Annotated in this window: 17 protein-coding genes; 15 read left to right on the forward strand and 2 right to left on the reverse strand. The window is 43.6% G+C overall.

The annotated features are described in order from the left end of the window. The first annotated feature begins 23 nt into the window (after window positions 1-23). The 14 genes from HMPREF3182_RS06480 (at window position 24) to HMPREF3182_RS06545 (ending at window position 18195) form a co-directional block, all read left to right on the forward strand. Window positions 24-3434, forward strand: coding sequence for a PD-(D/E)XK nuclease family protein (locus HMPREF3182_RS06480; RefSeq protein ID WP_062486370.1), 3411 nt, complete (start codon window positions 24-26; stop codon window positions 3432-3434). Further along, on the forward strand, window positions 3409-7062 hold the full coding sequence (addA, locus tag HMPREF3182_RS06485; protein WP_235808664.1) for a helicase-exonuclease AddAB subunit AddA: 3654 nt from the start codon (window positions 3409-3411) through the stop codon (window positions 7060-7062). Before HMPREF3182_RS06480 ends, addA begins: the two co-directional genes overlap by 26 nt. A gap of 9 nt (window positions 7063-7071) precedes the next feature. Continuing rightward, window positions 7072-7731 carry an L-serine ammonia-lyase, iron-sulfur-dependent subunit beta gene (gene sdaAB / locus HMPREF3182_RS06490; protein ID WP_062486376.1) on the forward strand — a complete coding sequence of 220 codons (660 nt, stop codon included), beginning with the start codon at window positions 7072-7074 and terminating at the stop codon, window positions 7729-7731. A 10-nt stretch (window positions 7732-7741) separates the two neighbouring features. After that, the gene (sdaAA, locus tag HMPREF3182_RS06495) at window positions 7742-8626 is read left to right on the forward strand and encodes an L-serine ammonia-lyase, iron-sulfur-dependent, subunit alpha (RefSeq protein ID WP_007393296.1); all 885 of its coding nucleotides are present in this window, start codon (window positions 7742-7744) and stop codon (window positions 8624-8626) included. A gap of 236 nt (window positions 8627-8862) precedes the next feature. Beyond that, the gene (locus tag HMPREF3182_RS06500) at window positions 8863-9561 is read left to right on the forward strand and encodes a suppressor of fused domain protein (RefSeq protein ID WP_082718222.1); all 699 of its coding nucleotides are present in this window, start codon (window positions 8863-8865) and stop codon (window positions 9559-9561) included. 19 nt (window positions 9562-9580) lie between these two features. Continuing rightward, complete coding sequence (locus HMPREF3182_RS06505; RefSeq protein ID WP_062486383.1) at window positions 9581-10315, forward strand: hypothetical protein; 735 nt, start codon at window positions 9581-9583, stop codon at window positions 10313-10315. A 15-nt stretch (window positions 10316-10330) separates the two neighbouring features. After that, window positions 10331-11119 (forward strand): selenium cofactor biosynthesis protein YqeC, encoded by a 789-nt coding sequence (yqeC, locus tag HMPREF3182_RS06510; protein ID WP_007393323.1) that lies wholly within the window; start codon window positions 10331-10333, stop codon window positions 11117-11119. Further along, window positions 11119-12132 carry a polysaccharide deacetylase family protein gene (locus HMPREF3182_RS06515; protein WP_062486386.1) on the forward strand — a complete coding sequence of 338 codons (1014 nt, stop codon included), beginning with the start codon at window positions 11119-11121 and terminating at the stop codon, window positions 12130-12132. Before yqeC ends, HMPREF3182_RS06515 begins: the two co-directional genes overlap by 1 nt. Window positions 12133-12370: 238 nt before the next feature. Continuing rightward, complete coding sequence (gene aroF / locus HMPREF3182_RS06520) at window positions 12371-13390, forward strand: 3-deoxy-7-phosphoheptulonate synthase (protein ID WP_062486389.1); 1020 nt, start codon at window positions 12371-12373, stop codon at window positions 13388-13390. Window positions 13391-13415: 25 nt separating this feature from the next. Next, a complete protein-coding gene (aroB, locus tag HMPREF3182_RS06525) occupies window positions 13416-14486 on the forward strand; it encodes a 3-dehydroquinate synthase (RefSeq protein ID WP_062486392.1) in 1071 nt (356 codons plus the stop codon). Further along, on the forward strand, window positions 14483-15775 hold the full coding sequence (aroA, locus tag HMPREF3182_RS06530) for a 3-phosphoshikimate 1-carboxyvinyltransferase (RefSeq protein ID WP_062486395.1): 1293 nt from the start codon (window positions 14483-14485) through the stop codon (window positions 15773-15775). The genes aroB and aroA overlap by 4 nt, the downstream gene beginning before the upstream one ends. Then, window positions 15772-16866, forward strand: coding sequence for a chorismate synthase (gene aroC, locus HMPREF3182_RS06535; RefSeq protein WP_062486398.1), 1095 nt, complete (start codon window positions 15772-15774; stop codon window positions 16864-16866). The genes aroA and aroC overlap by 4 nt, the downstream gene beginning before the upstream one ends. Then, window positions 16863-17690 (forward strand): shikimate dehydrogenase family protein, encoded by an 828-nt coding sequence (locus tag HMPREF3182_RS06540; protein WP_062486401.1) that lies wholly within the window; start codon window positions 16863-16865, stop codon window positions 17688-17690. Before aroC ends, HMPREF3182_RS06540 begins: the two co-directional genes overlap by 4 nt. Beyond that, a complete protein-coding gene (locus HMPREF3182_RS06545) occupies window positions 17677-18195 on the forward strand; it encodes a shikimate kinase (RefSeq protein ID WP_062486403.1) in 519 nt (172 codons plus the stop codon). The genes HMPREF3182_RS06540 and HMPREF3182_RS06545 overlap by 14 nt, the downstream gene beginning before the upstream one ends. A 138-nt stretch (window positions 18196-18333) precedes the next feature. Here HMPREF3182_RS06545 and panB read toward each other — a convergent pair whose 3' ends face one another. Together panB and HMPREF3182_RS06555 are read right to left on the reverse strand one after the other, a co-directional pair. Further along, the gene (gene panB, locus HMPREF3182_RS06550; RefSeq protein WP_082718224.1) at window positions 18334-19137 is read right to left on the reverse strand and encodes a 3-methyl-2-oxobutanoate hydroxymethyltransferase; all 804 of its coding nucleotides are present in this window, start codon (window positions 19135-19137) and stop codon (window positions 18334-18336) included. Then, window positions 19106-19990: a Rossmann-like and DUF2520 domain-containing protein gene (locus HMPREF3182_RS06555; RefSeq protein ID WP_062486406.1), complete on the reverse strand. Its 885-nt coding sequence runs from the start codon at window positions 19988-19990 to the stop codon at window positions 19106-19108. The genes panB and HMPREF3182_RS06555 overlap by 32 nt, the downstream gene beginning before the upstream one ends. Window positions 19991-20278: 288 nt before the next feature. Between HMPREF3182_RS06555 and HMPREF3182_RS07825 the strand changes: the two genes are divergently transcribed. After that, a partial coding sequence (locus tag HMPREF3182_RS07825; RefSeq protein WP_328587214.1) for a hypothetical protein occupies window positions 20279-23675 on the forward strand: 3397 nt, incomplete at its 3' end.

Here is a 23675-nt window from a genome sequence, read left to right on the forward strand (position 1 = left end):
TAAGCACTAATAGGAGGTAAAAAATGGCAGTTCAGATTATCATAGGAAGGAGTGGCAGTGGGAAAACACAATATTGTTTTGACGCCTTACATAAGCATATTGAGCAAGGTAAAAAAGCACTTTTTATTGTTCCCGATCAGGCTACGTATACTATGGAACGCCGTTTTGCTGAATATATGCCCAAGCAGGGGTACATGGGAGTTCAAGTACTAGGCTTTTCACGGCTAGCTTATTGGATATTACAAGAACGAGGAAAAACACAAGTATCCATATCTGATTTAGGAAAAAAAATTGCATTGCAACGGATTTTGCGTGAAAAGAAAGCGTCTTTTTCTGTTTTGCGTAAAGCGGCGTTACAACCTAATTTTGCGGATACGGCACGCCAGTTTATTGAAGAATGCCGCTCTTTCTGTATCGAGCCAACCCATTTGCAACAAGCGGCAAACCATGTTGCGGAGCCATTACTACAACATAAATTACAAGATATGGCTCTCATCTATGAATGTTATTTACAATTCTTACAAGCACATCTAGGAAGTACGGATGATTTATTATCCGCTGCCATTAGAGAAATAAAAGGGATCCCTTTTTTGCGAGATATTTGGGTAGGTGTAGATGGGTTTCAATGGTTTACACCTAAACAAATAGAAGTATTAATGGCGTTAGAAGCAGTAGCATCTGATATATGGATTACGTTACCGATGGAACCGGAGCAAATGGCATGGCAACATCGAGAAACAGCCTTATTTCATCGCTCTTATGTCGATTACAGAAATATGCAAAAGAAATTTCCTCATGCGGAAACAGTCGTTTTATCTCCGATAAATAAAAAAGCATTATCAGAATTAGTGTATTCGTTTTTTCAGGCGAAACCACGCAATCAAATCAAAACAATTCCAGGGTTATCTGTATGGGAATGTACGTCAAAAGAAACTGAAATTGCTAGTATTGCTGGAGAAATTCAATCTTTATGTCGAAAAGGATATCGGTATAAAGATTTTTTAATCGTTGTTCGCTCTAGTGAAATGTATAATGAAATGGTAGAGCGTATTTTTGCTACCTATGGTGTGCCTGTATTTAGTGATTATCAAAGGCCGATGACGTCGCATCCCATTGTCGAAACGGTACTTTCTCTATTGTCTGTATTACAGAGTGCTTGGGCGTATGAACCGTTGTTCCAATTGCTAAAAAGCGATTTATTTCCCATTGCTCGTGAGCAAGTTGATCAGTTAGAAAATTATTGCTTGGCCTATGGTATTCAAGGGTATCATTGGTTAGAAGAAAAAGATTGGTCGTATGGTAGAGCCATCGTGGGTATAGATGGGATGAAAACGAAAGGGATTGCTGACGAAACTTTACAAGAGATTAATCTTATTCGTCAGGATATTCGTCAACGCTTATGGCCTTGTTGGCAAGCTTCGCGGACATCGCATACCTTACAAGAGTGGTGTACGTTATTGTATCAGTGGTTGCAGCAGCTTGAAGTACCTCAGACTTTGCAGAAGTGGCAAGAAGAAGAACAAACGTGTGGGCATGCAATGGAAGCCAAAGAGCATGAACAAGTATGGAAAAAGTGGATGTCCTTTTTGCATGAATTAGTTACTCTCTGTGGAGATGATATCGTATCGTTAGAAGAATTTTTGACTTTTATCAAAGACGGAATTGAAACTTTACAATTTAGTTTAATTCCGCCGACCTTAGATCACGTCACCTTAACCTCTATAGAACGAGGATATACTATGCAAGGGCGTGTAGTTTTCCTATGTGGCATGAATGATGGTGAATTTCCTAAACGTAATGGTGAAGAAGGTGTATTTCACGAACGGGATCGCCAGCAACTAGAAGATGCTGGGCTTTTACTAGCACCAGGAAAAAGAATTCGCTCCTTACAAGAAAAATTTCTGTTTTATTTGGGATTGACGCGGGCAGAAGAAAAAATATATCTTACGTATGCTTTGACTGATACGGATAACAGTGCGTTAGAACCATCTCTTTGGATCAAGCAATTAAAAGAACGGGGATATGTAGAAACATATCGCTATATGGATGGAACTTTGCAAGAAGGGGAAGAAGAACGTCTCATTACGGGTTTTCCGGCGGCGTTACAGTTATTGCCATCTCAATTGCAACCGGCGACCCAGGGGGAAGCCGTTTCACCTATTTGGTGGGCCGTATATGATCAAGCGATATTGCTCGGTTATCATGACGATGTATGCCGTATCGTACGGGGACTATTTCATCAGAATACCCCTGTCACGTTGTCACCGGAAATGGTCCGCAAGGTATTTGCACCGGATGGCGTGTTGCGTGGTTCCGTGACTAAGTTTGAACAATATCGAGCTTGTCCTTTTGCCTATTTTTCGCGTTATGGGTTACAACTGCAAGAAAGACAAAAATATCAATTTGCCGCACCCGATTTAGGTATGTTAGTTCACGGAGCATTGAAATATATCGGTGATGATTTATTAACGCAGGGGAAACAATGGCGGGATTTAGACCGAACGGCGATTCCTGATATATGTAGACAAGCAACAGAAGTTGTCGCTCCGTTGGTACGTCAAGATATTTTGATGTCTAATGCTTATTTTTTGCATATTAAAGAACGGCTTATTCGTACGTTGATTCGTACGGTAGAGCAATTGAAGGCATTTAGTAGCACCTCCGATTTTAACATGTATGCCTTAGAACAATCTTTTGGGCGCATGCCTAATTCATGGCCATCGTTGGATCTTTCTTTGTCGAACGGCTTTCAAGCGGCTATAACAGGACAAATTGATCGAGTGGATGTCATGAAACGAAATGATAAATTCTATCTTGTTGTTATGGATTATAAATCAGGGCGTAAAGAGTTGGCATTGCAGTCCGTTTTTATGGGCATAGAGTTACAATTACTGACATATATGTATGTAGCGCTATTACAAATGGAGGGGGATGCATTACCAGCGGCCGTATTGTATTGTTATGTGCGAGATGATAAACAATCGTTGAAACATTGTCTATCGGAAGAGGAGAAGGCTGATTTATTTTATAAAAGTAATAAAATGAATGGTTTCTTTTTAGATGATGGTGAAATTATGAAATCCTTAGATATTTCGATGCATGATTATTCGGCATTTCTTAATTTACGGCTTAAAAAAGATGGTACGCTTAGTAATGCAGGCAATCAAATGTATACAGAACAAGGGTGGGCGTATATGCTTTCTATGGTACGCAGACGTTTATATGAAACGGCATTACGCATTACGGATGGATATATAGATATTGCTCCGTTACGGCAAGGAATCTCATCGCCTTGTGTATATTGCCCATATCAAGCGGTTTGCCGTTTTGACACGCAATGTGGCAATGCCTATCATGTGTGGCAGCAAGAAAGCAATGATGTCGTGCGAGATAAAATTCGCCAAGAGGGTGAAAAAGAAGATGGCATGGACTAACGAACAACAAGCAGCGATTATGAGCCGTGGTCAAACGTTGTTATTATCTGCTGCAGCGGGTTCAGGCAAAACGGCTGTATTGGTTGAACGGATTGTACAACGTATTATCGACTCGCCGTCTTCGCCGGATATTACTGATGTTTTGGTCGTTACGTTTACGAAAGCTGCAGCAACAGAAATGAGAGATCGTATTGCCGTTGCCTTGGCGGATGTTGCAGAAAAGACAGGTAGAACAGATATTGAACGACAATTGGCGTTGTTGCCGGCTGCTTCGATATCGACATTACATTCCTTTTGTCAGGATGTTATTCGTAATTATTTTTATACAATTGATTTAGATCCGTCTTTTATAATAGCGGGCGAAGAAGAACTCAGTCTACTTAGAAAACAAGTAATGGAAGAGGTTTTGTTATCCTATTATGAATCGGAAACGAAGGCGAATATACTCTATCCGATTGTCGATATGTTTGGCACTGCTCGTGGTGATGATGTTTGTATGCAAACGATTGAACGCTTGTATCAATATGCTATCAGCATGCCTTGGCCTTTGCATTGGTTGCAAGAGGCGGCAAAAGCCTATGATATTCCGAACGGTACAGGTATAGATAAGTTAGCTTGGAGCAAACCTATTATCATGGAAATACAACGGATGCTACGCGAAAACATCCGGTTATATGGACAACTTATTGAAAAACTTAGTGAATATCCGGCGTTAGAAAAAGGATTATTGCTGTTTCAGCAAGAACAACAAGTCTTTATTACGGCTGCATCTAAAACGACATGGCAAGGGTTACAAAAAGCCCTTGTTGCCATAGAATTTTCACGCTTGCCTTCATTTCGTAAACTGGATGAAGTGGATAAAGCCGTGTGGGAACAGTGTAAAAAAATTCGTACGGATATAAAGAAATATATTCAAGATCAGGCCGTGCCTACTTATTTTTCTGTATCAGAAGACTCGTGGCTTGCGGGTATGCAAACGATGTATCCCATTATATCGGGGTTAGTTGACATCACTACTGATTTTTTTAATGCGTATAGAGAGGCGAAAAAAGCAAAGCAATGGATTGATTTCAGCGATTTAGAACACTTGTGTCTGAAGATTTTATTGGATCCGGCATCTACACCCGAACAGATTATTCCCTCTTCTGTGGCGTTAGAGCTGCAACAAAAATATAGTGAAGTTTTAATGGATGAATATCAAGACACGAATGGCGTACAAGAAACGATCATACAATTAGTATCGCGAAAAGATAATCGCTTTATGGTCGGGGATATTAAGCAAAGTATATATCGCTTTCGTTTAGCCGATCCAACGCTTTTTTTGCAGAAATACACCCAATTTAGTCGAGAAGAAGCAGCAACGGAACGGTGTATCGACTTGTGTCGTAATTTTCGTAGTGCTCCGAGTGTATTAGCAGCGGTAAACGAAATATTTGAACAGGTAATGACCGAAGAAACAACGGGTCTTTCATATGGTTCGCGAGAACGTCTTTATGCTGGACGCGAAAAACTGGATGACGAAGCGTGGGTTGGTGGTAAGACGGAAATACATATTTTGGTGACAGATGCTGATGAGGAAAAACGGTTGGCAGAACCGGCGGAAGAGGAACTCTTGCCCGAACAGACGGCGTTTGAAAAAGAGTGCACGCTTATAGCAGAACGTATACAAGCACTACTTGCTAGCGGTAAAAAAATTGCTAATAAAGATGGCTCATTAGAGCCATTGACGTATCGGCACATTGTTATCTTATTACGTTCTTTGGCAGGAAAAACGGCCCCGTTAACCCAATGTTTACAACAAGCTGGTATTCCTTCTGTGGCAGAACAGCGAGGTGGATACTTTGCAGCCATTGAAGTACAGGTTATGATATCCTTACTACAATGTATTGATAACCCTGAACAAGATATTCCTTTAACAGCTGTTTTACGTTCGCCAATTGTCGGGATAAACGATATCGCCTTAGCTAATTTACGGACTTGCCAAACTGGTTCTTTGTGGCAAAATTTGCCGTATTTTGCTAGTCAGATAGCACAGGGAGAAGAGCAAAAACGGGTACAACAATTTTTACGACAATTTGAAGAATGGCGTACGTACGGTCGTAGACATGGTGTTGCAGAGCTAATTTGGCGGCTCTTTACAGATACCTCATATTACGATTATGTTGGGGGATTACCGGGTGGTAGCGTGCGACAAGGTAACTTGAAGGCCTTGTATGATCGGGCTCAAGCTTATGAAAAGGTAGGGTATCGTGGTCTATTTCGCTATATTCGGTTGCTTGAAAAAATGCAAGAAGATGGCGTTGATTTAGCACCAGCTAACGTGTTAGGAGAACATGAAAATGTCGTGCGCATTATGAGTATTCATAAAAGTAAGGGGTTAGAATTCCCTGTCGTTATTGTTGCGGATATGGGCAAAACCTTTAATCGTCGTGATACGAATGAATTGATTTTATGTCATCACACGTTGGGCATCGGCATTAAACAATACGATTCACTCTGGCGGATGCTCTATCCTACCTTGGCATGGAATGGTGTGCGAACGCAGTTGGCTTGGGAGAGTACAGCTGAAGAAGAACGTATTTTATATGTTGCAATGACACGAGCAAGAGATAAATTAATCCTTGTAGGACATACTAATAAGATGAAGCACGATTTGTTACGTTGGCGACATCGGGTACATCCGGCACAAGCAAAATCGTATTTGGATTGGGTGATGTCGGTCGTATTAAATAAAGTCGATAATTTCTTGATGGAATCGCTGGAAAACAGTAAAATATGGGAAGACGATATATGGCAGGTGCAAATTCGTGGTGCCGTTTCACCAGAAACAGGGGAAGCACGTGCTAAGACCGCTGACGCACGGATAGAAGCGGTTCGTCAAGGTATATTGACCCAAACACCAGCACCAAGATGGTTGCTTTCTGCTTTACGGTGGCAATACCCCTTTCCTGAAGCTGTGCATATGTCAGCGAAAATTTCCGTATCGGAAATTAAACGACAACATTCGCTAATACAGCAGGCTGACAATGAAGAATTAAGTGAACCGTTGATTAAGCCATTAACGGAAGAAAATCCTTTTATGATACCGCCTGCGTGGGAACGTCCACAACAAGACCGTGTGAGTGGGGCTATGCGAGGTACGGCTATGCATAAAGCCATGCAGTATATTCCCTTGCAAGTTGATTTATCTTTAGCGGATATTCGGGCATATCTTGTAGAACAAACGCAAAAAGGGCATCTTACGAGTGAAGAAAGTGAAATGGTGGATATAATACATTTACAGGCTTTTTTGCAATCTGACATAGGTAAGTGCATGGCAAGGTCACCGGAAGTGCATCGAGAATATCCTTTTAGCGTTTTATTGAAACAAAATACATACTTGCCTTCTTTAGAAAAAGGCGAAGCTGTTTTGGTACAAGGGATTATTGACGCCTTGTTTCTTGACCAGGATGAATGGATTTTATTAGATTATAAAAATGATTTTCTACCCGATAAAGAGGCGTTTATTAAACGATATCGCGTACAATTAGATATCTATAAAGAAGCGATTGAACAAGTTACAGGTAAACGGGTAAAAGAAATGTACTTATTTAGTTTTTATTTACAACAAGCGATTATTGTACCTTAAGGAGGATATATGGGTGTATTTGATGTAGTTGGTCCCGTTATGATTGGACCATCAAGTTCGCATACGGCTGGTGCAGCAAGGATTGGCCTCATGGCACGAAATATATTAAAAGAAGAACCAATAAAAGCAGAGATTACCGTATACGGTTCATTTGCGAAAACGTATAAAGGGCATGGCACGGACCGTGCACTCGTGGCAGGTTTATTAGGATTTATGGCAGATGACGTACGCTTACGCAATTCCTTTGAAATTGCTGCTCAACAAGGGGTGGATATTACCTTGCAGCGTAGCGATATAGAACCGAATCATCCTAATACGGTACGGATTGCCATGACGGGACGATCGGGAAAACAAATGGAAGTTATGGGCGTTTCGCTAGGTGGCGGGAAAATTGAAATCCGTGAAATTAATGGATCGGCCGTAGCGTTGAGTGGAGAAGAACATACGCTCATTACGGTGCATCAAGATTTGCCCGGCATTATTGCTCAAGCCACGACAATTATGGCAACGGGAAATATCAATGTATCGAATATGCGTGTATTTCGTAGTGGTAAAAATGCCATGGCCGTGATGATTGTATGTACAGATAGTCCTGTACCGGAAGAAATGGTACAGGCGATAGGGGAAATTCAGGCGATTGACAGCGTTGTTACATTATTACCGTTGTAGGAGGAGATACATGTTTCAATACGAATATAAATCAATACAAGATTTAGTAAAACTAACACAGCAATATCAAACAACTTTGGCAGATATCATTATTCGTCATGAAATGGAACAAGCGGAAAAATCAGAAGGCGAAATACGGCAATTAATGGAGGAACGTATTGTCGTATTTCATGAATCCGTGCAAGCCGGTCTGAACGATACAGACCGTTCTGTTAGCGGTTTAGTTGGTGGTGATGCGGCACGGGTACAACAACATCCGGCTATTTTCCTGGGAAGTTTAGCTAATAAAGCACTTAGTTATGCGGTTGCCATAGCCGAAGCCAATGCGAAAATGTTTAAAATTGTCGCCTGTCCTACGGCGGGTAGTTGCGGCATTGTGCCAGCTGTCTTATTAGCCGTAGCGGAAGAGCGACATATTGGCAAGAAAGAACAAGGCGAAGCTATGTTTATTGCTGCTGGTGTCGGTGCGGTGGTATCACATAAAGCGACCGTTGCCGGTGCTGTCGGCGGTTGCCAAGCCGAATGTGGCAGTGCGGCTGCGATGGCAGCTGCGGTGGCGGCATATCTCTGTGGAGGGACAACGACCCAAATTTTACATGCATTTGCCTTGTGCATGAAAAATACCTTAGGCTTAGCTTGTGATCCTGTTGCAGGGTTAGTAGAAGTACCTTGTGTCAAACGAAATGGCTGTTATGCCGTACTTGCATTGACGGCAGCAGAAATGGCACTTGCTGGAATTGAAAGTGTTATTCCGCCAGACGAAGTTATTGAAGCGATGGGAGAAATTGGTAGATTGATGCCAGTCGCGTTAAAAGAAACATCCGAAGGTGGCTTAGCACAAACGGAAACGGGAAAAGCTATTGCGGCACGCTTAGAAAAAGCGATGAATGCATAAGGGGAAAATAAAAGATAAAACGAGTCACTTCTTATAGAAGTGACTCGTTTTTTGTTATGGTGTCAAAGAGAGGATTTTGTTCTCTACACCAGTAGTGTACTATAGAATGTACAACTTTACAATATAGATAAGATTATTTACATGTGAGGCTGATAAAAGGATATTAACATACCTTTTATAGGCTAAGTAAAAGGTATATGGTATAATAATCATAGATACTAGAAAAGAGGAGAACCATGATGCGAGTGCAGAATAAATGGGAAAAGAAAGGTTCTTTTTTCAGCAAAAATATAAAGAAAAGTACATATGAAGCAGACATCGGTGCATTTTTTCGTGCTCGTTTTCCTCAACATCAAGCGGCATATATAGAGAACCAAAGCAAGGATACGGGAATTTCTTTACAAGTATTGTATCCCTGTGCCATAGAGCCATTTTATATCATTCACACTATTGGGATGAATCACCCTTCTATGGTGACGAAGGGGCAACATCAGGATATAGGCGGAGCTGAATTATGGTTGATGGTTACGGTGTCATGGCCTTTTTCAAAGTTTCCGATAAAATTAGATGATACAGCGGCGTGGCCGTTGCGATTACTGCTATGTCTTGCTGAATTTTTTCATCGTTATCAGGTAAAGGTGACAAATGGCTGGGTGTTATCTCAGGGGGAAGTGGCGGTACCCTTTTTGAAACAAATGCCTTTATCCGGTGTGATCATGTCGCAGCTATCTGGTGAACTGGCGGCATATACTATGCAAGACGGTCGAAAGGTAGAGTTATTTATGCCTATTTTAGTATATCAAGAAGAATTATCTTTATTATCAGATATTAGTACGGATGACTTGGTAGAGTCGGTCATTGCGTGTAATAATGATTCCTTTCAGCTACAACGGCAACGTCCGAATGTAGCGGATATGGAATTTATTCTTATATAGTAGGGAAGGAGCGATCCTTATGAAAGAAAGACACAATACGTACATGTACGAAGAACAGGAAATAGCAGCAGTGCTTACGCCTTGTGAAAGCGAATGCGAAGCAGGTGTATATATTTCTGATTGTGTGGAAGAAATTGCCATTGGGGCGAATACAACATTACAAGTGTTGCGAAATAATACCCTTTTACAAGATATAGCCGGTGGAACGTTTGTTCAATTTTTACAAGATACACAAGATACACTGGAAACAGATCCGCTATCCATAGGAGAAGTTATTGCCTCTAAAAATCCTCAATCGTTGCTCATCCCTTTTTTAATTTCCTTAAAGGTAGATGTGGTTTTACGGCATAAAGGCCGTATGTGTGTACGTGATTATATATCTTGCCCACCCTTGGGAGAAGATATTTTAGAAATACGCATTGCTAAAGAAAAAGTATATGCTGCTTATGCGGCGATACGACAAGAAAAAACGCAAATACCTTATATTACAGCGGCGGTGGCCGTACGAGAAGAAGGCTGGCGAGTCGTTATTGGTGCAAGACCGGGCGGTGCATTAGTAGCCCATAATGCGAGCATCGAATTGACGGAAAAAGGGGTTACCGTTTGTGAAAACGTTGCCCACTTGGCGGCAGAAGAAATGGCTGTTAGCGATGACGAGTTATGCACCGCGCAAACACGTCGGGAATATATTAAGCAGATCGTAAGAGCATTGGTACAAAAGGCATGGCACGGATATAGTCGTGTGGTAGAATAGAAGGGAGATATAGCTATGACAGCAGATAATCGGTGGCTACGTATGTTAAGACCGGGGATTACAATGATTTTAGGTGCAGGAGGAAAAACAACTGTTTTAGAACGCTTGGGAACGTTTGGCCATGCAAATAAATATCCATTGTTGGTGAGTAGTACCGTGCCGGTAGACAGTGCAAGAGTAGATAATGTAGAACCATTTGATGTGATTTGTACGGACGATATAGAAAAAGGGATGGCTTTTTGTGAGGAACGCATTGCTACGGGACATTTGCCCGCTTGGTTTAGTCGGTTAAACGAAGAGGATTGTTATGAAGGGTTAAGTCCTACTCTTATTGATCAGATAAAACACCATCATCCAGCATGGTACATTCTCATTGAAGGGGATTATACGCAAAATAAATGGCTCAAAGCACCGCTACCTAATGATGTTCCCTTACCAGTAGATTGCGATTTGGTGATTGGCGTAGTCAATTTGCAAATGTTGGGTATGGCGTTGACGGCAGATAAAGTTGCAGGCATTGAAACGGCAACCGCTATCATGGGCCGTGCACACGGGGCTATCGTAACCCCGTCGATGCTGGCAACCTTGCTTATGCATCCACGTGGCTTATTTCGTGGAGCCGCCTGTGCGAAAATCCTTTTTTGCACGGGGTATAATGCAGTACAACATCGCATGACGTCAGCTTTATTAGACGATTTAACAGATCTTGACTTAGAAGCTAGCGTACTTGCTGATGGCTATCGAGATACATGTATAATTCGACAATACGTATGTTATGGTGTGAGTCGAGATAGGAATGAGTAATGAGAAAAAATAAACATATTATTATTATTAGTTTGTGTGTCATTATTTTATTGGGAATTAGTGGCAGTCTAGCTTTTTACCATTTGGAAAAAGCTACGCGGGAATCTGCTACATCGGGGTTAAAAGACGAATCAGTAGTACAGCGTGTTATTTCAACGCAACCGGCTACATCGCCACAAGAAAAAACGTCCATTATGCCTAAAGAAGAACAACCTGCGGAAGAACCCATAATGGCTCAACCCGTTACACCGAAGAATGATCAAGTAACCTATCTTGATGATGCCTTTACGCTTCCAGATCCACATGAAAATCGACCTGTTTATGACAGATATACCATACGACAACGCCAAGAAAAGGGTTTACCTCTTACGTATGGGGCAAAACGAGAGTATTATTACGGTAAAAAAGTTGTATATCTAACCTTTGATGATGGACCGGATAAACAAAATACACCGGCAATTTTACGTATTTTAAAGCAGGAAAATATTAAGGGAACCTTTTTTTTAGTTGGCTTGAATGTTGTCAAACATCCTAGTATCGTGCGTGCTATTTTTGAATCGGGAAATGCCATTGGCTTGCATTCTTATACGCATAATTATAAGAAACTATATGCATCACCGCAGAATTATATGGATGAAATGATGATGACGGAAGATGTCATATATCGTATTTTACAAGTACGACCGATTATTACACGGGCTCCTGGCGGTACGGCTGGACATTTTACGAAAGCTTATTGGGATACGATAAAACGCTATGGCTATATTGAAGTAGGCTGGAATTCCTTGACGGGGGATGCGGATGGCACGGGTAAAACGGCAGATAAGGCGTATCAAAATATTGTATCGCAAATACAACAACAACCCTACTTACATACCCATTTAGTCATTTTAATGCATGATTCCGCTGGGCATGGTGAAACGGTGACCGTATTGCCGAGAATTATCCATTATTTTAAAGAGCAAGGCTATACATTTCGGGTGATTACACCGGCAATACCTCCCGCATGGTAAAAAAATATTGACAAATGTATTCAAAACAGCATATGATAAACGAAATATCAGGGTATTGCATATAATTCTATTTTCGAGTGTACTGATAGGATGAAAATATAAGGTTGTTACAGCAGATATAGCTATATCCATTTTAAGCCGATGATATACAAGTATGGTTTATGGTAAAAACCTTATAATAATGGTAAAGCAGGCTCATAGGAGTCTGCTTTACCATTTGTTATAAGGGGGAGGGAATATGATAATCATCATAAAATCAAGTAGTTCTTTATTGGAGATAAAACGATTAACAGATACATTGCAAATACAAGGGTTACAAATAGAACGCATTGAAGAAAAAACAAAAATGGTGCTTCGCGTTATGGGGAATACAAAACAAAGAAATTACGAACAGTGGCAACAATTTTCTTGCGTTGAGCAAGTTATTCCACTAGAAGTTCCTTATACACAAGCGGCCCGTGCTTTTCATGCAGATGATACGATTATTACGTTGAAAAATGGTAGTACCATTGGCGGCAAAAAACTCGCTATAATGGCTGGTCCATGTTCCGTAGAAACAATGGAACAAATGCAGTATTTGGCAACAAAAATGGCAACGTTAGGGGCAACGGTTATGCGTGGTGGGGCCTTTAAGCCACGGACATCGCCCTATTCTTTTCAAGGATTGAAAGAAAAAGGCCTTGATATGTTATGTCGTACGGCAAGGGCAGCCCATTTACCCGTTGTAACGGAAATCATGGCACCGCATATGATTGATATCTTTTTGGAAAAAAAAGTGGATATAATTCAAATTGGTGCGAGAAATATGCAGAATTTTGACCTCTTGCAGGCCGTAGGCAAAACACAGGTACCTGTACTTTTAAAACGAGGACTTTGTGCGACTATTGAAGAATGGCTTATGGCGGCAGAATATATTATGGCTGCGGGAAATCCGCATGTGATATTGTGCGAACGGGGGATTCGTACGTACGAAACGTATACGCGTAATACCTTAGACCTCAGTGCGGTGCTAGCGGTAAAACGGCAAAGTCATTTGCCTATTATTGTTGATCCTAGCCATGCTTCAGGGAAAAGATGGATGGTACCAGCCTTAGCCAAGGCAGCTATTGCATGTGGTGCCGATGGCATTATGGTAGAAGTACATCCCCGGCCGGAAGAAGCATGGTGCGATGGTGAAGAATCGATTACACCTGAAACCTTTGGCCAGTTAGTTGATGATTTACGTCAGTTAGCACCGTTAGTAGGACGTGAAATATAGCCAATAGATGATAGAGGAGGCACATATGATAGAGATTCCAATTAAAACGGAGCAACGTACATATTCCATTCATATTGAAAGGGGAATCCTCGATAAGGTAGAAAACTATTTTCCTACGTCCTTAGCACCTAAGACGGTTGTTATTATTAGTGATCAGAATGTGTATGCCCGGTATGGGAAACGGTTGGAACGTAGTATTAACAACATGGGCTTAGTCGTACAACCGATTGTTTTTCCAGCGGGAGAACAAAGCAAATCCATGCATATGGCGATGGATATTTATCGTCAATGCATGGATGCGGGTATTACACGGCAAGATTGCATCCTTACTTTAGGCGGTGGTGTGACGGGAGATTTAGGCGGTTTTGTTGCTTCTACCTATTTACGGGGAATTCCCTTTATCCAGATACCAACGACGATTATAGCACAGGTTGACAGCAGTATTGGGGGAAAAGTTGCGATTAATGTATGTGGCAGGAAAAATCAAGTTGGCTCCTTTTATCAACCTCATGGTGTATGGATTGATCCCGACTTATTACGTACTTTACCGAAGCGGTTTATTCGTGATGGCATGGGGGAAGTCATTAAATACGGTTGTATTCGTGAAGAACGGTTAATTACACAGCTTGAGGCCTTAGATGAACAACGTATTTATTCTCATTGGGAAGAAATTATTGCGACTTGCTGTCGAATAAAAGGGGAAATTGTACAACATGATGCCTACGACCGAGGGGAACGACAACTATTGAATTTTGGTCATACCCTTGGTCATGCAGTGGAAGGAGCAGGTCAATTTCAGAGCTATACGCATGGCGAAAGCGTTGCCATTGGCATGTCCCTTTTGACAGCACAGACAGAAACCTTGCACCTCACCGAAGCAGGCGTAACCGAACGCTTACGACAACTGTTACAACAATATCATTTGCCCATCACCACGGATATTCCGTGGGAGAAAATGACCCCTTTTTTGCAACAAGATAAAAAAAGACGAGGTGACAAGATTACGTTGGTCGTTCTTTCTCGTATGGGACAAGCCGTATTATATCCTGTTTTATTTTCCGCGGTGGGAATTTATTTGAAAGGAACGGCAATATGAAATTACAAATTATGGCAGCACGGTGGCAAGGTGAAATTGATGTGCCTTCCTCGAAAAGTATGGGGCACCGGCACTTGATTGCTGCTGCGTTAAGTCGGGATACTAGTTATATTAAGGGAATAACACCGTCCGATGATATCGAAGCAACCATTGAAGTTTTACGCAGTTTGGGCGTAGACATCCAACGACAGGCGGAAGTGCGTCCTCATAGATACACCTATTTGGTACAAGGCGGTATGCAGTCCTATTCCCACCCGATAGTATGTGATGCCCGTGAATCGGCCTCAACGTTGCGATTGCTATTACCTCTAGCTATATATAGTGATAATAAAGTTTTATTTACGGGGCGAGGACGATTGACACAACGCTCATTGGCTCCTTATCAAGCCTTATGTATGAAGCAAGGAATATATTGGCAACAAAGCGAACACACATTCCCTCTTACGGTACAAGGTCATTGGACGGCAGGAACTATGGCTTTACGAGGGGACATTAGTTCTCAATTTTTTTCGGGCTTATTATTCGTCTTGCCGCTGCTAAAAGAAAGTTCCACGGTTATAAGTACAACGCCTCTTGAATCGGCTGGTTACGTTAATTTGACATGTGCGTGCTTGCGAGAACACGGCGTAGCGATTCAAGCGAAAGAAAATGCTGTCTATTTCATTCGCGGCGGTCAAACCTATCGGGCTGGTACCTATCACGTTGAAGGAGATTATTCACAAGCTGCCTTTTGGTTGGCTGCGGGCGTTTTGCGTGGCACCCTTACTTGCAGTGGGTTAAATCGTAACTCCTTGCAAGGCGATCGACAGATACTTGCCCTTTTACAACAAATGGGCGGACACGTAGGTTGGGAAGGGGATAAACTTACGGCTAGGCAATCGAATTTACAGGGGATAGACATAGATGTTTCGAGTTGTCCCGATTTATTTCCCGTATTAGCTGCCGTAGGCACACAAGCGACAGGCGTTACGCGACTTTATCATGCGGCACGATTGCGATACAAAGAAAGCGATCGTCTTCATGCCATGGCAACGGCCTTGCAAACATTAGGTGCAACGGTGACGGAACGAGCCGATCAGTTATGTATTGTCGGTCCGACACCGCTCCGCGGCGGAACGGTATCGGGTAGTCGTGACCATCGCATTGTCATGGCGTTGGCCATATTAGCACCTTTTTGTCAGCACGCGTTACAAATTGAAGACGCCCAAGCCGTTGTTAAATCATATCCCTGTTTTTGGCAGGACATACAGAAAGTAGGAGGTATATTAACACAGGAGGAAACCATATGAATACCATTGGCACGCGTGTGCGTTTAACCCTTTTTGGCGAATCACATGGCCCTTCCATTGGGGCCGTATTGGATGGGTTGCCACCAGGCGAAACGATTGACTGGGCAGCCGTGCAACGTGAAATGGCACGGCGTCGGCCGGGACAAGGTCCATGGACGACTTCTCGCCAAGAAACAGATGCCTATACGATTGAAAGCGGATATTTTCAAGACAAGACGACAGGCACACCTCTTTGTATACGCATTTACAATGAAGATTGCCAAGTACAGGACTATCAAGCTGGTGTAGTTCGTCCTGGTCACGCTGATTATACCACATATATACGCTATCACGGTTGCCACGATTATCGTGGCGGAGGGCATTTTTCGGGACGTTTAACGGCACCGCTCGTCTTTGCCGGTGCCATCGCCAAGCAAATCTTACAACGCCGTGGCGTATATATGGGCGGTCACATTTTACAAGTGGGGACCATTGGCGATCGCCCCTTTTCAGCTCTCGGTGAAAGCAAAGATACCTTGTGTACCTTGACAACGCAAGCATTGCCCTTACTAGATAGTACACTACGACCACGCATAGAAGAAGCCATAGGTAATGTGAAAGCCGAGGGCGATTCCTTAGGAGGGATAGTCGAACTAATGGCAAGCGGTCTTCCCGCCGGTTTAGGAACTCCTTTTTTTGACAGTGTCGAAAGCGTTCTTAGTCATTTCTTCTTTTCCATTCCCGCGGTGAAGGGGGTTTCCTTTGGTAGTGGATTTGCTTTGGCGACGATGAAGGGATCTGCAAGCAACGATTCATTCTACTATGAAAACGGCACTGTATATACGCGGACCAATCATAATGGAGGCATTAACGGCGGTATTACCAATGGTATGCCTCTTATTTGCCAAGTTGCAATCAAAGCAACTCCTTCTATTGGCAAAGTGCAAGAAACGATTGATGTACACGCCGAAAAGAACATTACCCTGGCGATACGAGGACGACATGATCCGTGTATAGTACCTCGCGTTGTTCCTGTTTTAGAAGCTGCTTTGGCGTGGAGTTTACTAGACCTATGGGAAGATAGTGAGGGGATAAGAGGAGGGTACATATGAAATTCGGCTTATTAGGAAATAATACCCATAGCCTATCGCCACAGATTCATCAACATATATTTGATGACCTGGGGACAAATGATACATACACCTTACTTGCTTATGCCAAAACCGATATGGACGTGCTTTTACAGCAGATAGAAGCAGCGGGTTTTGCAGGTATCAATGTGACTATTCCCTATAAGACGGAGGTCATCCCTTTTTTAGATCAGCTTTCGCCGGCCGCACAAACTATTGGTGCCGTCAATACCATTGTTTTCGCAGCGGGAAAGCGGTATGGATATAATACCGATTATGACGGCTTTCACCTGGCATTACAGGCACATGGGGTGAATATTTCCAGCAAAACCTGTGTCGTCTTGGGAACAGGCGGTGCATCCCGAGCAATCGTTGCCCTGTTACATGCACAAGGGGCAAAAAACATCCGTCTTATCTCGCGACAACCATTGCAAAAAAAAGCAGATTGCCTATATGCAGAAAAATGGGGTGGACATATTGAATCCTATGCGGAACTATATGCCCGGCCTACATGCGATATTCTCGTCAACGCCACGCCGGTCGGTATGTATCCACAGATAGAGGCAAGTCCACTCATGACTTTGCCGGTAGGAACGGGTGATGTCGTTATCGATATTATTTATCGTCCGCAAGAAACACGGCTTTTACAGCAGGCACGCCAACAGGGAAAACAAACGATTAACGGTATGTACATGTTAGTTGCACAGGCCCTACGGGCAGAAGAAATCTGGCAAAAACGAACGTGGCATACCGCGTATATTCAATACCTTGTCAAGCAGATGGAGCAAATTAATGGTGAAACATAATATCATTTTAATTGGCATGCCTGGCGTTGGGAAAACGACATTGGGCCGTTTAGTGGCACAACAAATGGAACTTTCCTTTGTTGATTTAGATGAATGGATTGAGCAACATAGCCACCATGACATTCCCTCTTTATTTGCCCGGGGAGAAACCTGTTTTCGTGATTGGGAAAGCAAGGCGTGTCAACAGGTATCTACTTATGAATACACCCTTGTGGCAACTGGTGGTGGCGTTGTCTTACGAGCACAGAATATGACCTTATTGCAACGAGCAGGGCATATTCTGTGGCTATATCGTCCGTTATATCAACTGATGCGGACGTTGCAAGGAGAAAATAGACCGTTATTACAAGGAAGCAAGACAAGATTACGAACCTTATATAAAGAACGATATGAGTTATATCGCCAATATGGCGATGCTTGTATCTGTAATACGAAAACAGAGCAACAAACGATAGATAAGATGACTTGTTATATTCAACACTATTTCGCTGCGAACAAACCATAGACAGCGAGAGGTGTGAAGAACGAAAAAGCAACCCGCCCATAGGACGAGTTGCTTTTTTCGAGCGTTTAATTTTTTAGCATAGATGAGGTGCGTTTGTTTTACCTGCGTTGCTGTAACCGGTTGATTCTTGTTGCTGCATTACGTGAAACTATGTTCGTCATCAGGGAAGGTGCGTTCAGTAACATCGTGAATGTATGCTTGTACGGCTGTCGTAATGACGTGATGCAAGTCCGCATAGGGCTTGACAAAGGACGGGCGAAAACCCGTCGTCATACCGAGGAGATCCGTGCATACGAGGACTTGCCCGTCACAACCGTTACCGGCACCGATACCGATGGTAGCAGCCGTAGTTAGTGCATTAGTGATAGTAGTGGCAACGGTTGTTGGTACGCATTCGAGGACGATAGCGAAGGCACCGGCCGCCTCAAGAGCGAGTGCGTCATCGAGCAAGGTTCGGGCGGTTTTTTCGTCCTTACCTTGCACGCGAAAACCGCCTAATTGATGTACTGATTGCGGCGTTAGGCCAAGGTGACCGACAACGGGAATACCGCTTTGGGTGATTTTGTACACGGCATCGCATACGTGTTGTCCGCCTTCAAACTTGACTGCATCACAGCGTGCTTCTTTCATCATGCGACCGGCACTGCGTAAGGCCTGGAGAGGGCTTTCTTGATAGCTCATAAAGGGGAGATCGCCGACAACAAGGGCGTGTTTAGTACCACGGACGACACATGCCGTATGATGGATCATGTCGTCTAAGGTAACGGGCAAAGTAGAATCATAACCCATGACGACATTACCTAAAGAATCGCCGACTAAAATCATATCAATACCAGCTTCATCGACATTTTTTGCCATGAGTACGTCATAAGCGGTGATCATGGTAATGGGTTTCTTTTCTTGTTTTTGTTTACGAATGGTCAGATGTGTTATTTTTTGCATGATTAGCTCCTTTCACATTGCGGAAAATGGATAATATCGCCTGATATTGTTCGCTTGAAATAGTTTTATTTTGTAAAGCCAACGCCGCTGTGGGTATGCCCAAGGAGATATACAGATCAATATATTCCGGTGGTAATGCGTGGAGATGTTTCGTTAGCGTATGGATGTCACCACGTGCAATGGGTCCCGTTAAAGCGGTTCGACTAGTTGATGCTTGACAGAGATGTTGTACCGTCCCGTTGAGTAAGGGGGCAAGGGCGGTCGCCGCATCGCCCGTGGATAAAAACGGTGCGAGTAACTGTTGTGCCAGCGTATAGATGGTGACTATATAGTTGGACGCAAGGCACGCCGCTGCATGATAAGTAGGGCGAGCGGCCGCAGTCAGCGTGAATGAATGGCCACCGAGCCATTGGACTAAGGTACGTGCTGCTTGTTGTGCTAAGGGCATGCCGTCAATTGCGAAATATACACCTTGCCAAATTTGCGCTTGCGGTCGACACACCGTTTGTAATGGATGTAACGAGCCGATGGGGCAGCCTTTTTGTTGGACTGCCTGCAACACGGTTGTATCCAAGGCACCACTACAATGCAAGACAATAGGGTTATGCCCATCAAGATGATGACTGATTTGTTCTGCTAACGTTGGTAGCACGTCATCACGGACTGTGAGCAATAGTACATCCGAAGCGGCGGCGATCGTTTCTAACGTATAGGGCGTGACATGCCATTGTCGAGCTTGTAAATTAGTTTTGTTCGCATGCGAAGCGACAATTCCGATAGAAGAAAGAATGGGCCGCAACGCCAATAAAAAAGAGGCACCGACATTACCGGTGCCTATAATTCCTAAACGCATAATAACTCCTAATTACTAGATTATCAGAATATCGTTTTTGATTCGTCCCGGTCATGAGATCCAAGCGATGCTAAATTGTATGATAGGATGATGATCGTACCGATGTTACCATTCAGCCTACATCCTACTCTATGTGAATTGTATCACGAAAAAAGAAGACTGACAAGGTAAATAAAAAGTAAGGACTATGTTATTAATAAAAAATATGATAATATATAATATGAAAAATAATATGAAAAAATACTATATCATGCTGAGAAAAAATATACATATAAAGGAGTGAAAGCAATGAAACATGATGTAACAAATCGAACGAATACGCTCACGTATAAAGCAGAACGGCGACTTAATAACACAAAAGTCCGCCTTGTGGCTGCCTTGGTGATGGCATTACCATTGATGGTATCAAGCACCGGGTATGCGGCCGAACCGCCGGCGGCAACGACATTAACGGAGGAGCAACAAGCTGTATATAATGCTGTTTTGCAGGTGTTGGCAAAGAACGGTGTTCATTATATTTCGGTGAAAGGCACGAGCCAAGACAATGATTCCAATTATAAAAATGACGGGGCAAAGCAAAATGGAGGCATTGCCATCGGCGAAAAGGCAAAAAGTACCGATTCGAGTGACATTGCCATCGGTAGTGGAGCAAATTCTGCCGGCGGTTGGGGTATGGCAATTGGCGTAGATGCTAAAAATACGGCACAATTGGGTATGGCTATCGGCTATGCTACAAAGGTGGAGGCTGCACAGGGTCTGGCTCTGGGTGTGCAGGCAAAAGTAACGAATACTAGAGGAATCGGTATCGGTACGAATGCTAATGTATCCGGTGAGGATGGCATATCTTTCGGGTCGCAGGCAAGTGCATCGGGACAATATGCTCTCAGTATCGGTACGAATGCCGGTTCTTCCGCCAAGCGCGGGATAGCTGTCGGTACGAACAGTAGTGTGGTGGATACGGCTGCACGGGGCATTGCAATCGGTGACGGGGCGTATGTAGGGCCTGTTACGGAGGAACATAAAGGGACGGCTATGCCGAAACCCGGAGATGAGTGGAAGCCTGTTATGCCGTTCCAACCGACAGATGATGATACAAATCCGGCGGTGCATAACAAAACAGCACAAGAAAATTCGTTGGCTATCGGTATGCGTGCCGGTGCATTCGGTTATCAAAATGTGGCCATCGGGGCGGCGGCGGAAGCGCATGATACGAACAGTACCGCAGTGGGTGTAGCGGCGGTGGCAAGAGGGCATCACAGTACTGCTTTAGGGAAACAAGCCCGTACATACGGACAGGAAACGACATCTGTCGGTCATTGGGCGGATACACGGGATGAATTTGCTACGGCATTGGGGGCCAAAAGTATTGCCTTTAAAAAGGGATCAACCGCGTTAGGCAGTAATGCTCTGGCTTATGATGAAAACAGTGTAGCTATCGGTGCCAATTCCATTGCGAAAGAAGCAATGGACGGAAAGGCATTGTATACGAATGAAGAAGTAAAAGCGGCGGCCGGTATTGTATCGGTAGGGAATCCGGCCTATAAAGTAGGAGATACGACGGAGGTAAAAGCCAATTATCGTCGCATTGTCAATGTTGCAGGCGGTATTATGGATCATGATGCGGTGAACGTGGCACAATTGAAAGCGGTTGCAAATATGGTAACGAACAGTGCCGTTCACTATATTTCGGTGAAAGGCGAGAGCCAAGACAACGATTCCAATTACAAAAATGACGGTGCAAAGGGTAAAGGTGCCGTAGCCATCGGCGAAAAGGCACTGGCATCTAAAGGCGGTACCGTGTCTATCGGCAGAAATGCACAAATTTTAGGCAACGGCGGTAATGCGGACGGTGAAGGCAGTGTCGCCATCGGTGATAATACCTTAATTACGACGAACGGGCTGGATTTGGCGAGTATCGCTATCGGTAAACATGCGAAGGTCTTGAACGGCAGCGGTAAACAGGAACGGGGCTTGAGCTTTACGCCGGATAATTTTGATAAACCCGGATTTTTGGGTAGCGGAAATACTTTGCCGAAAAATGCGGATAAAGTTCCGGGCGGTATCGCTATCGGTACAAATTCTTATGCCCGTACGGGAAGTATTCAAATCGGTTCGCATACTTTTGTAGGTTATCAAATGGGCGGTGTTGACATCACGCAAAGCACGAATGATAGTGAGTCGAATATTGTCGGCATGACGACTATCGGTACGAATACATACAACAAGGGCGCCTTTGCCAATATGTACGGTGCCTATTCGGTGATTACCGGCGGTTTTACCGGTGCGGGCAGATTTAATAGCGTGACATACGGACCGCAAAACTTCGGCGCCAATGTGGTTGGTTCGTTGAACAGTATCCGTTCCAAAGGACATAGCGGTTCATCCGGTATTGCCAACAGCATTGTCGGGGTAGCAAATACAGTAGAAAATGCTAACGGTACTTTGGTGTACGGTGCCGGAAATAAAGTGACAAATTCTATTACTTCGATTAGCGCTCCCAGTGGCCTTACGACATTGAATACATGGGAAGATACGGTAACGACATTACAAAAGTCGATTAAAGACTCCAACTCCGGCGGTGCCGTATTGGCTATCGGCGGCGGTAACGTAGCGGATTATGTACGTCATTCACAATTGGTCGGCGTAAATAATACCGTGACCGGTACGGAAAATAAAGTCAGCGAATTTAATATGATAGACGGCTACAAAAATACAGTAACGAACGGCACGCACGTAACCATGATCGGTTCTGAAAATACGGCCACCGACAGCGAATCCACCGTGGTCATGGGTGACAAGCAAAAAGTGACCAAGGTCAAACACGGCGTATTACTCGGTTCGCAAGATAAGGAAACCGAAACGACCGTAGCCGATGTCGTCGCTATCGGCCATAATGCGCATGTGGAAAAAGAAGGCGGTATCGCCTTGGGTAGCGGTGCTATTGCTAAACGGGATAAAGGCGCCTTCGGTTACGATGTGGCAACGGGCAAAGTCCTTGACGAAGCGGGCGCAGCGGCAGCCCTTGGCAACAGTGCGGCACTTAAACCGTTGGCAGAAAAATATACTGCCGCTAAAGCCGCTTATGAAGAAGCGAAGAAAGCCGTTGACGCCAAACAGGAAGAGGTTACGACTATCGAAAAAGTATGCGGTAAGATGTGTATTGCCGGTGAAAATGCAGAGAAGAAGAGTAAGTTGAAACACGAATTAAATAAATTAAAAACAACTTTAACGGAGAAACAAAAGGCATACGAAGAATCACAAACCGCTATTAATAACAGCTTGTATACCTGGAAATCGACAGCTGCCGCCGTATCGGTCGGCGATGTGGAAAAGGGGATAACTCGCCAGATTACGGGAGTTGCAGCCGGTACGGAAGATACGGATGCGGTAAACGTGGCGCAACTGAAAGCGTTGGCTACGTTGCCGATGAATATGTACTTCGGCGGAAAAGTGGAAAACAATACATATACACCGGGGAAAGAAAACTGGAGTATGCCGCTTAACGAATTCCGCATGGATTTCGGTGACGGGTTGAAAGCGACACAAGTAGAAAAAGACGGTAAGAAATACACACTCATCACCCTTGACAAAGAAAGTCTTAAAGGAGATCCCGCTTTCAAAGGCGATAAAGGAGAAAACGGACAAGCAGGTAAAGACGGAAAATCTGCATACCAATTATGGAAAG

Source organism: Megasphaera hutchinsoni (assembly GCF_001553405.1).
GTDB classification, from domain to species: Bacteria; Bacillota; Negativicutes; order Veillonellales; family Megasphaeraceae; genus Megasphaera; species Megasphaera hutchinsoni.

Coding starts and splice junctions, on each gene's coding strand:
- HMPREF3182_RS06505 (WP_062486383.1), top strand. CDS start 9,581: ATGAAAGAAAGACACAATACGTACATGTACGAAGAACAGGAAATAGCA.
- sdaAB (WP_062486376.1), top strand. CDS start 7,072: ATGGGTGTATTTGATGTAGTTGGTCCCGTTATGATTGGACCATCAAGT.
- HMPREF3182_RS06480 (WP_062486370.1), top strand. CDS start 24: ATGGCAGTTCAGATTATCATAGGAAGGAGTGGCAGTGGGAAAACACAA.
- panB (WP_082718224.1), bottom strand. CDS start 19,137: ATGCAAAAAATAACACATCTGACCATTCGTAAACAAAAACAAGAAAAG.
- HMPREF3182_RS06540 (WP_062486401.1), top strand. CDS start 16,863: ATGAAATTCGGCTTATTAGGAAATAATACCCATAGCCTATCGCCACAG.
- sdaAA (WP_007393296.1), top strand. CDS start 7,742: ATGTTTCAATACGAATATAAATCAATACAAGATTTAGTAAAACTAACA.
- yqeC (WP_007393323.1), top strand. CDS start 10,331: ATGACAGCAGATAATCGGTGGCTACGTATGTTAAGACCGGGGATTACA.
- HMPREF3182_RS06555 (WP_062486406.1), bottom strand. CDS start 19,990: ATGCGTTTAGGAATTATAGGCACCGGTAATGTCGGTGCCTCTTTTTTA.
- HMPREF3182_RS06500 (WP_082718222.1), top strand. CDS start 8,863: ATGATGCGAGTGCAGAATAAATGGGAAAAGAAAGGTTCTTTTTTCAGC.
- aroA (WP_062486395.1), top strand. CDS start 14,483: ATGAAATTACAAATTATGGCAGCACGGTGGCAAGGTGAAATTGATGTG.
- HMPREF3182_RS06515 (WP_062486386.1), top strand. CDS start 11,119: ATGAGAAAAAATAAACATATTATTATTATTAGTTTGTGTGTCATTATT.
- aroC (WP_062486398.1), top strand. CDS start 15,772: ATGAATACCATTGGCACGCGTGTGCGTTTAACCCTTTTTGGCGAATCA.
- HMPREF3182_RS06545 (WP_062486403.1), top strand. CDS start 17,677: ATGGTGAAACATAATATCATTTTAATTGGCATGCCTGGCGTTGGGAAA.
- aroF (WP_062486389.1), top strand. CDS start 12,371: ATGATAATCATCATAAAATCAAGTAGTTCTTTATTGGAGATAAAACGA.
- aroB (WP_062486392.1), top strand. CDS start 13,416: ATGATAGAGATTCCAATTAAAACGGAGCAACGTACATATTCCATTCAT.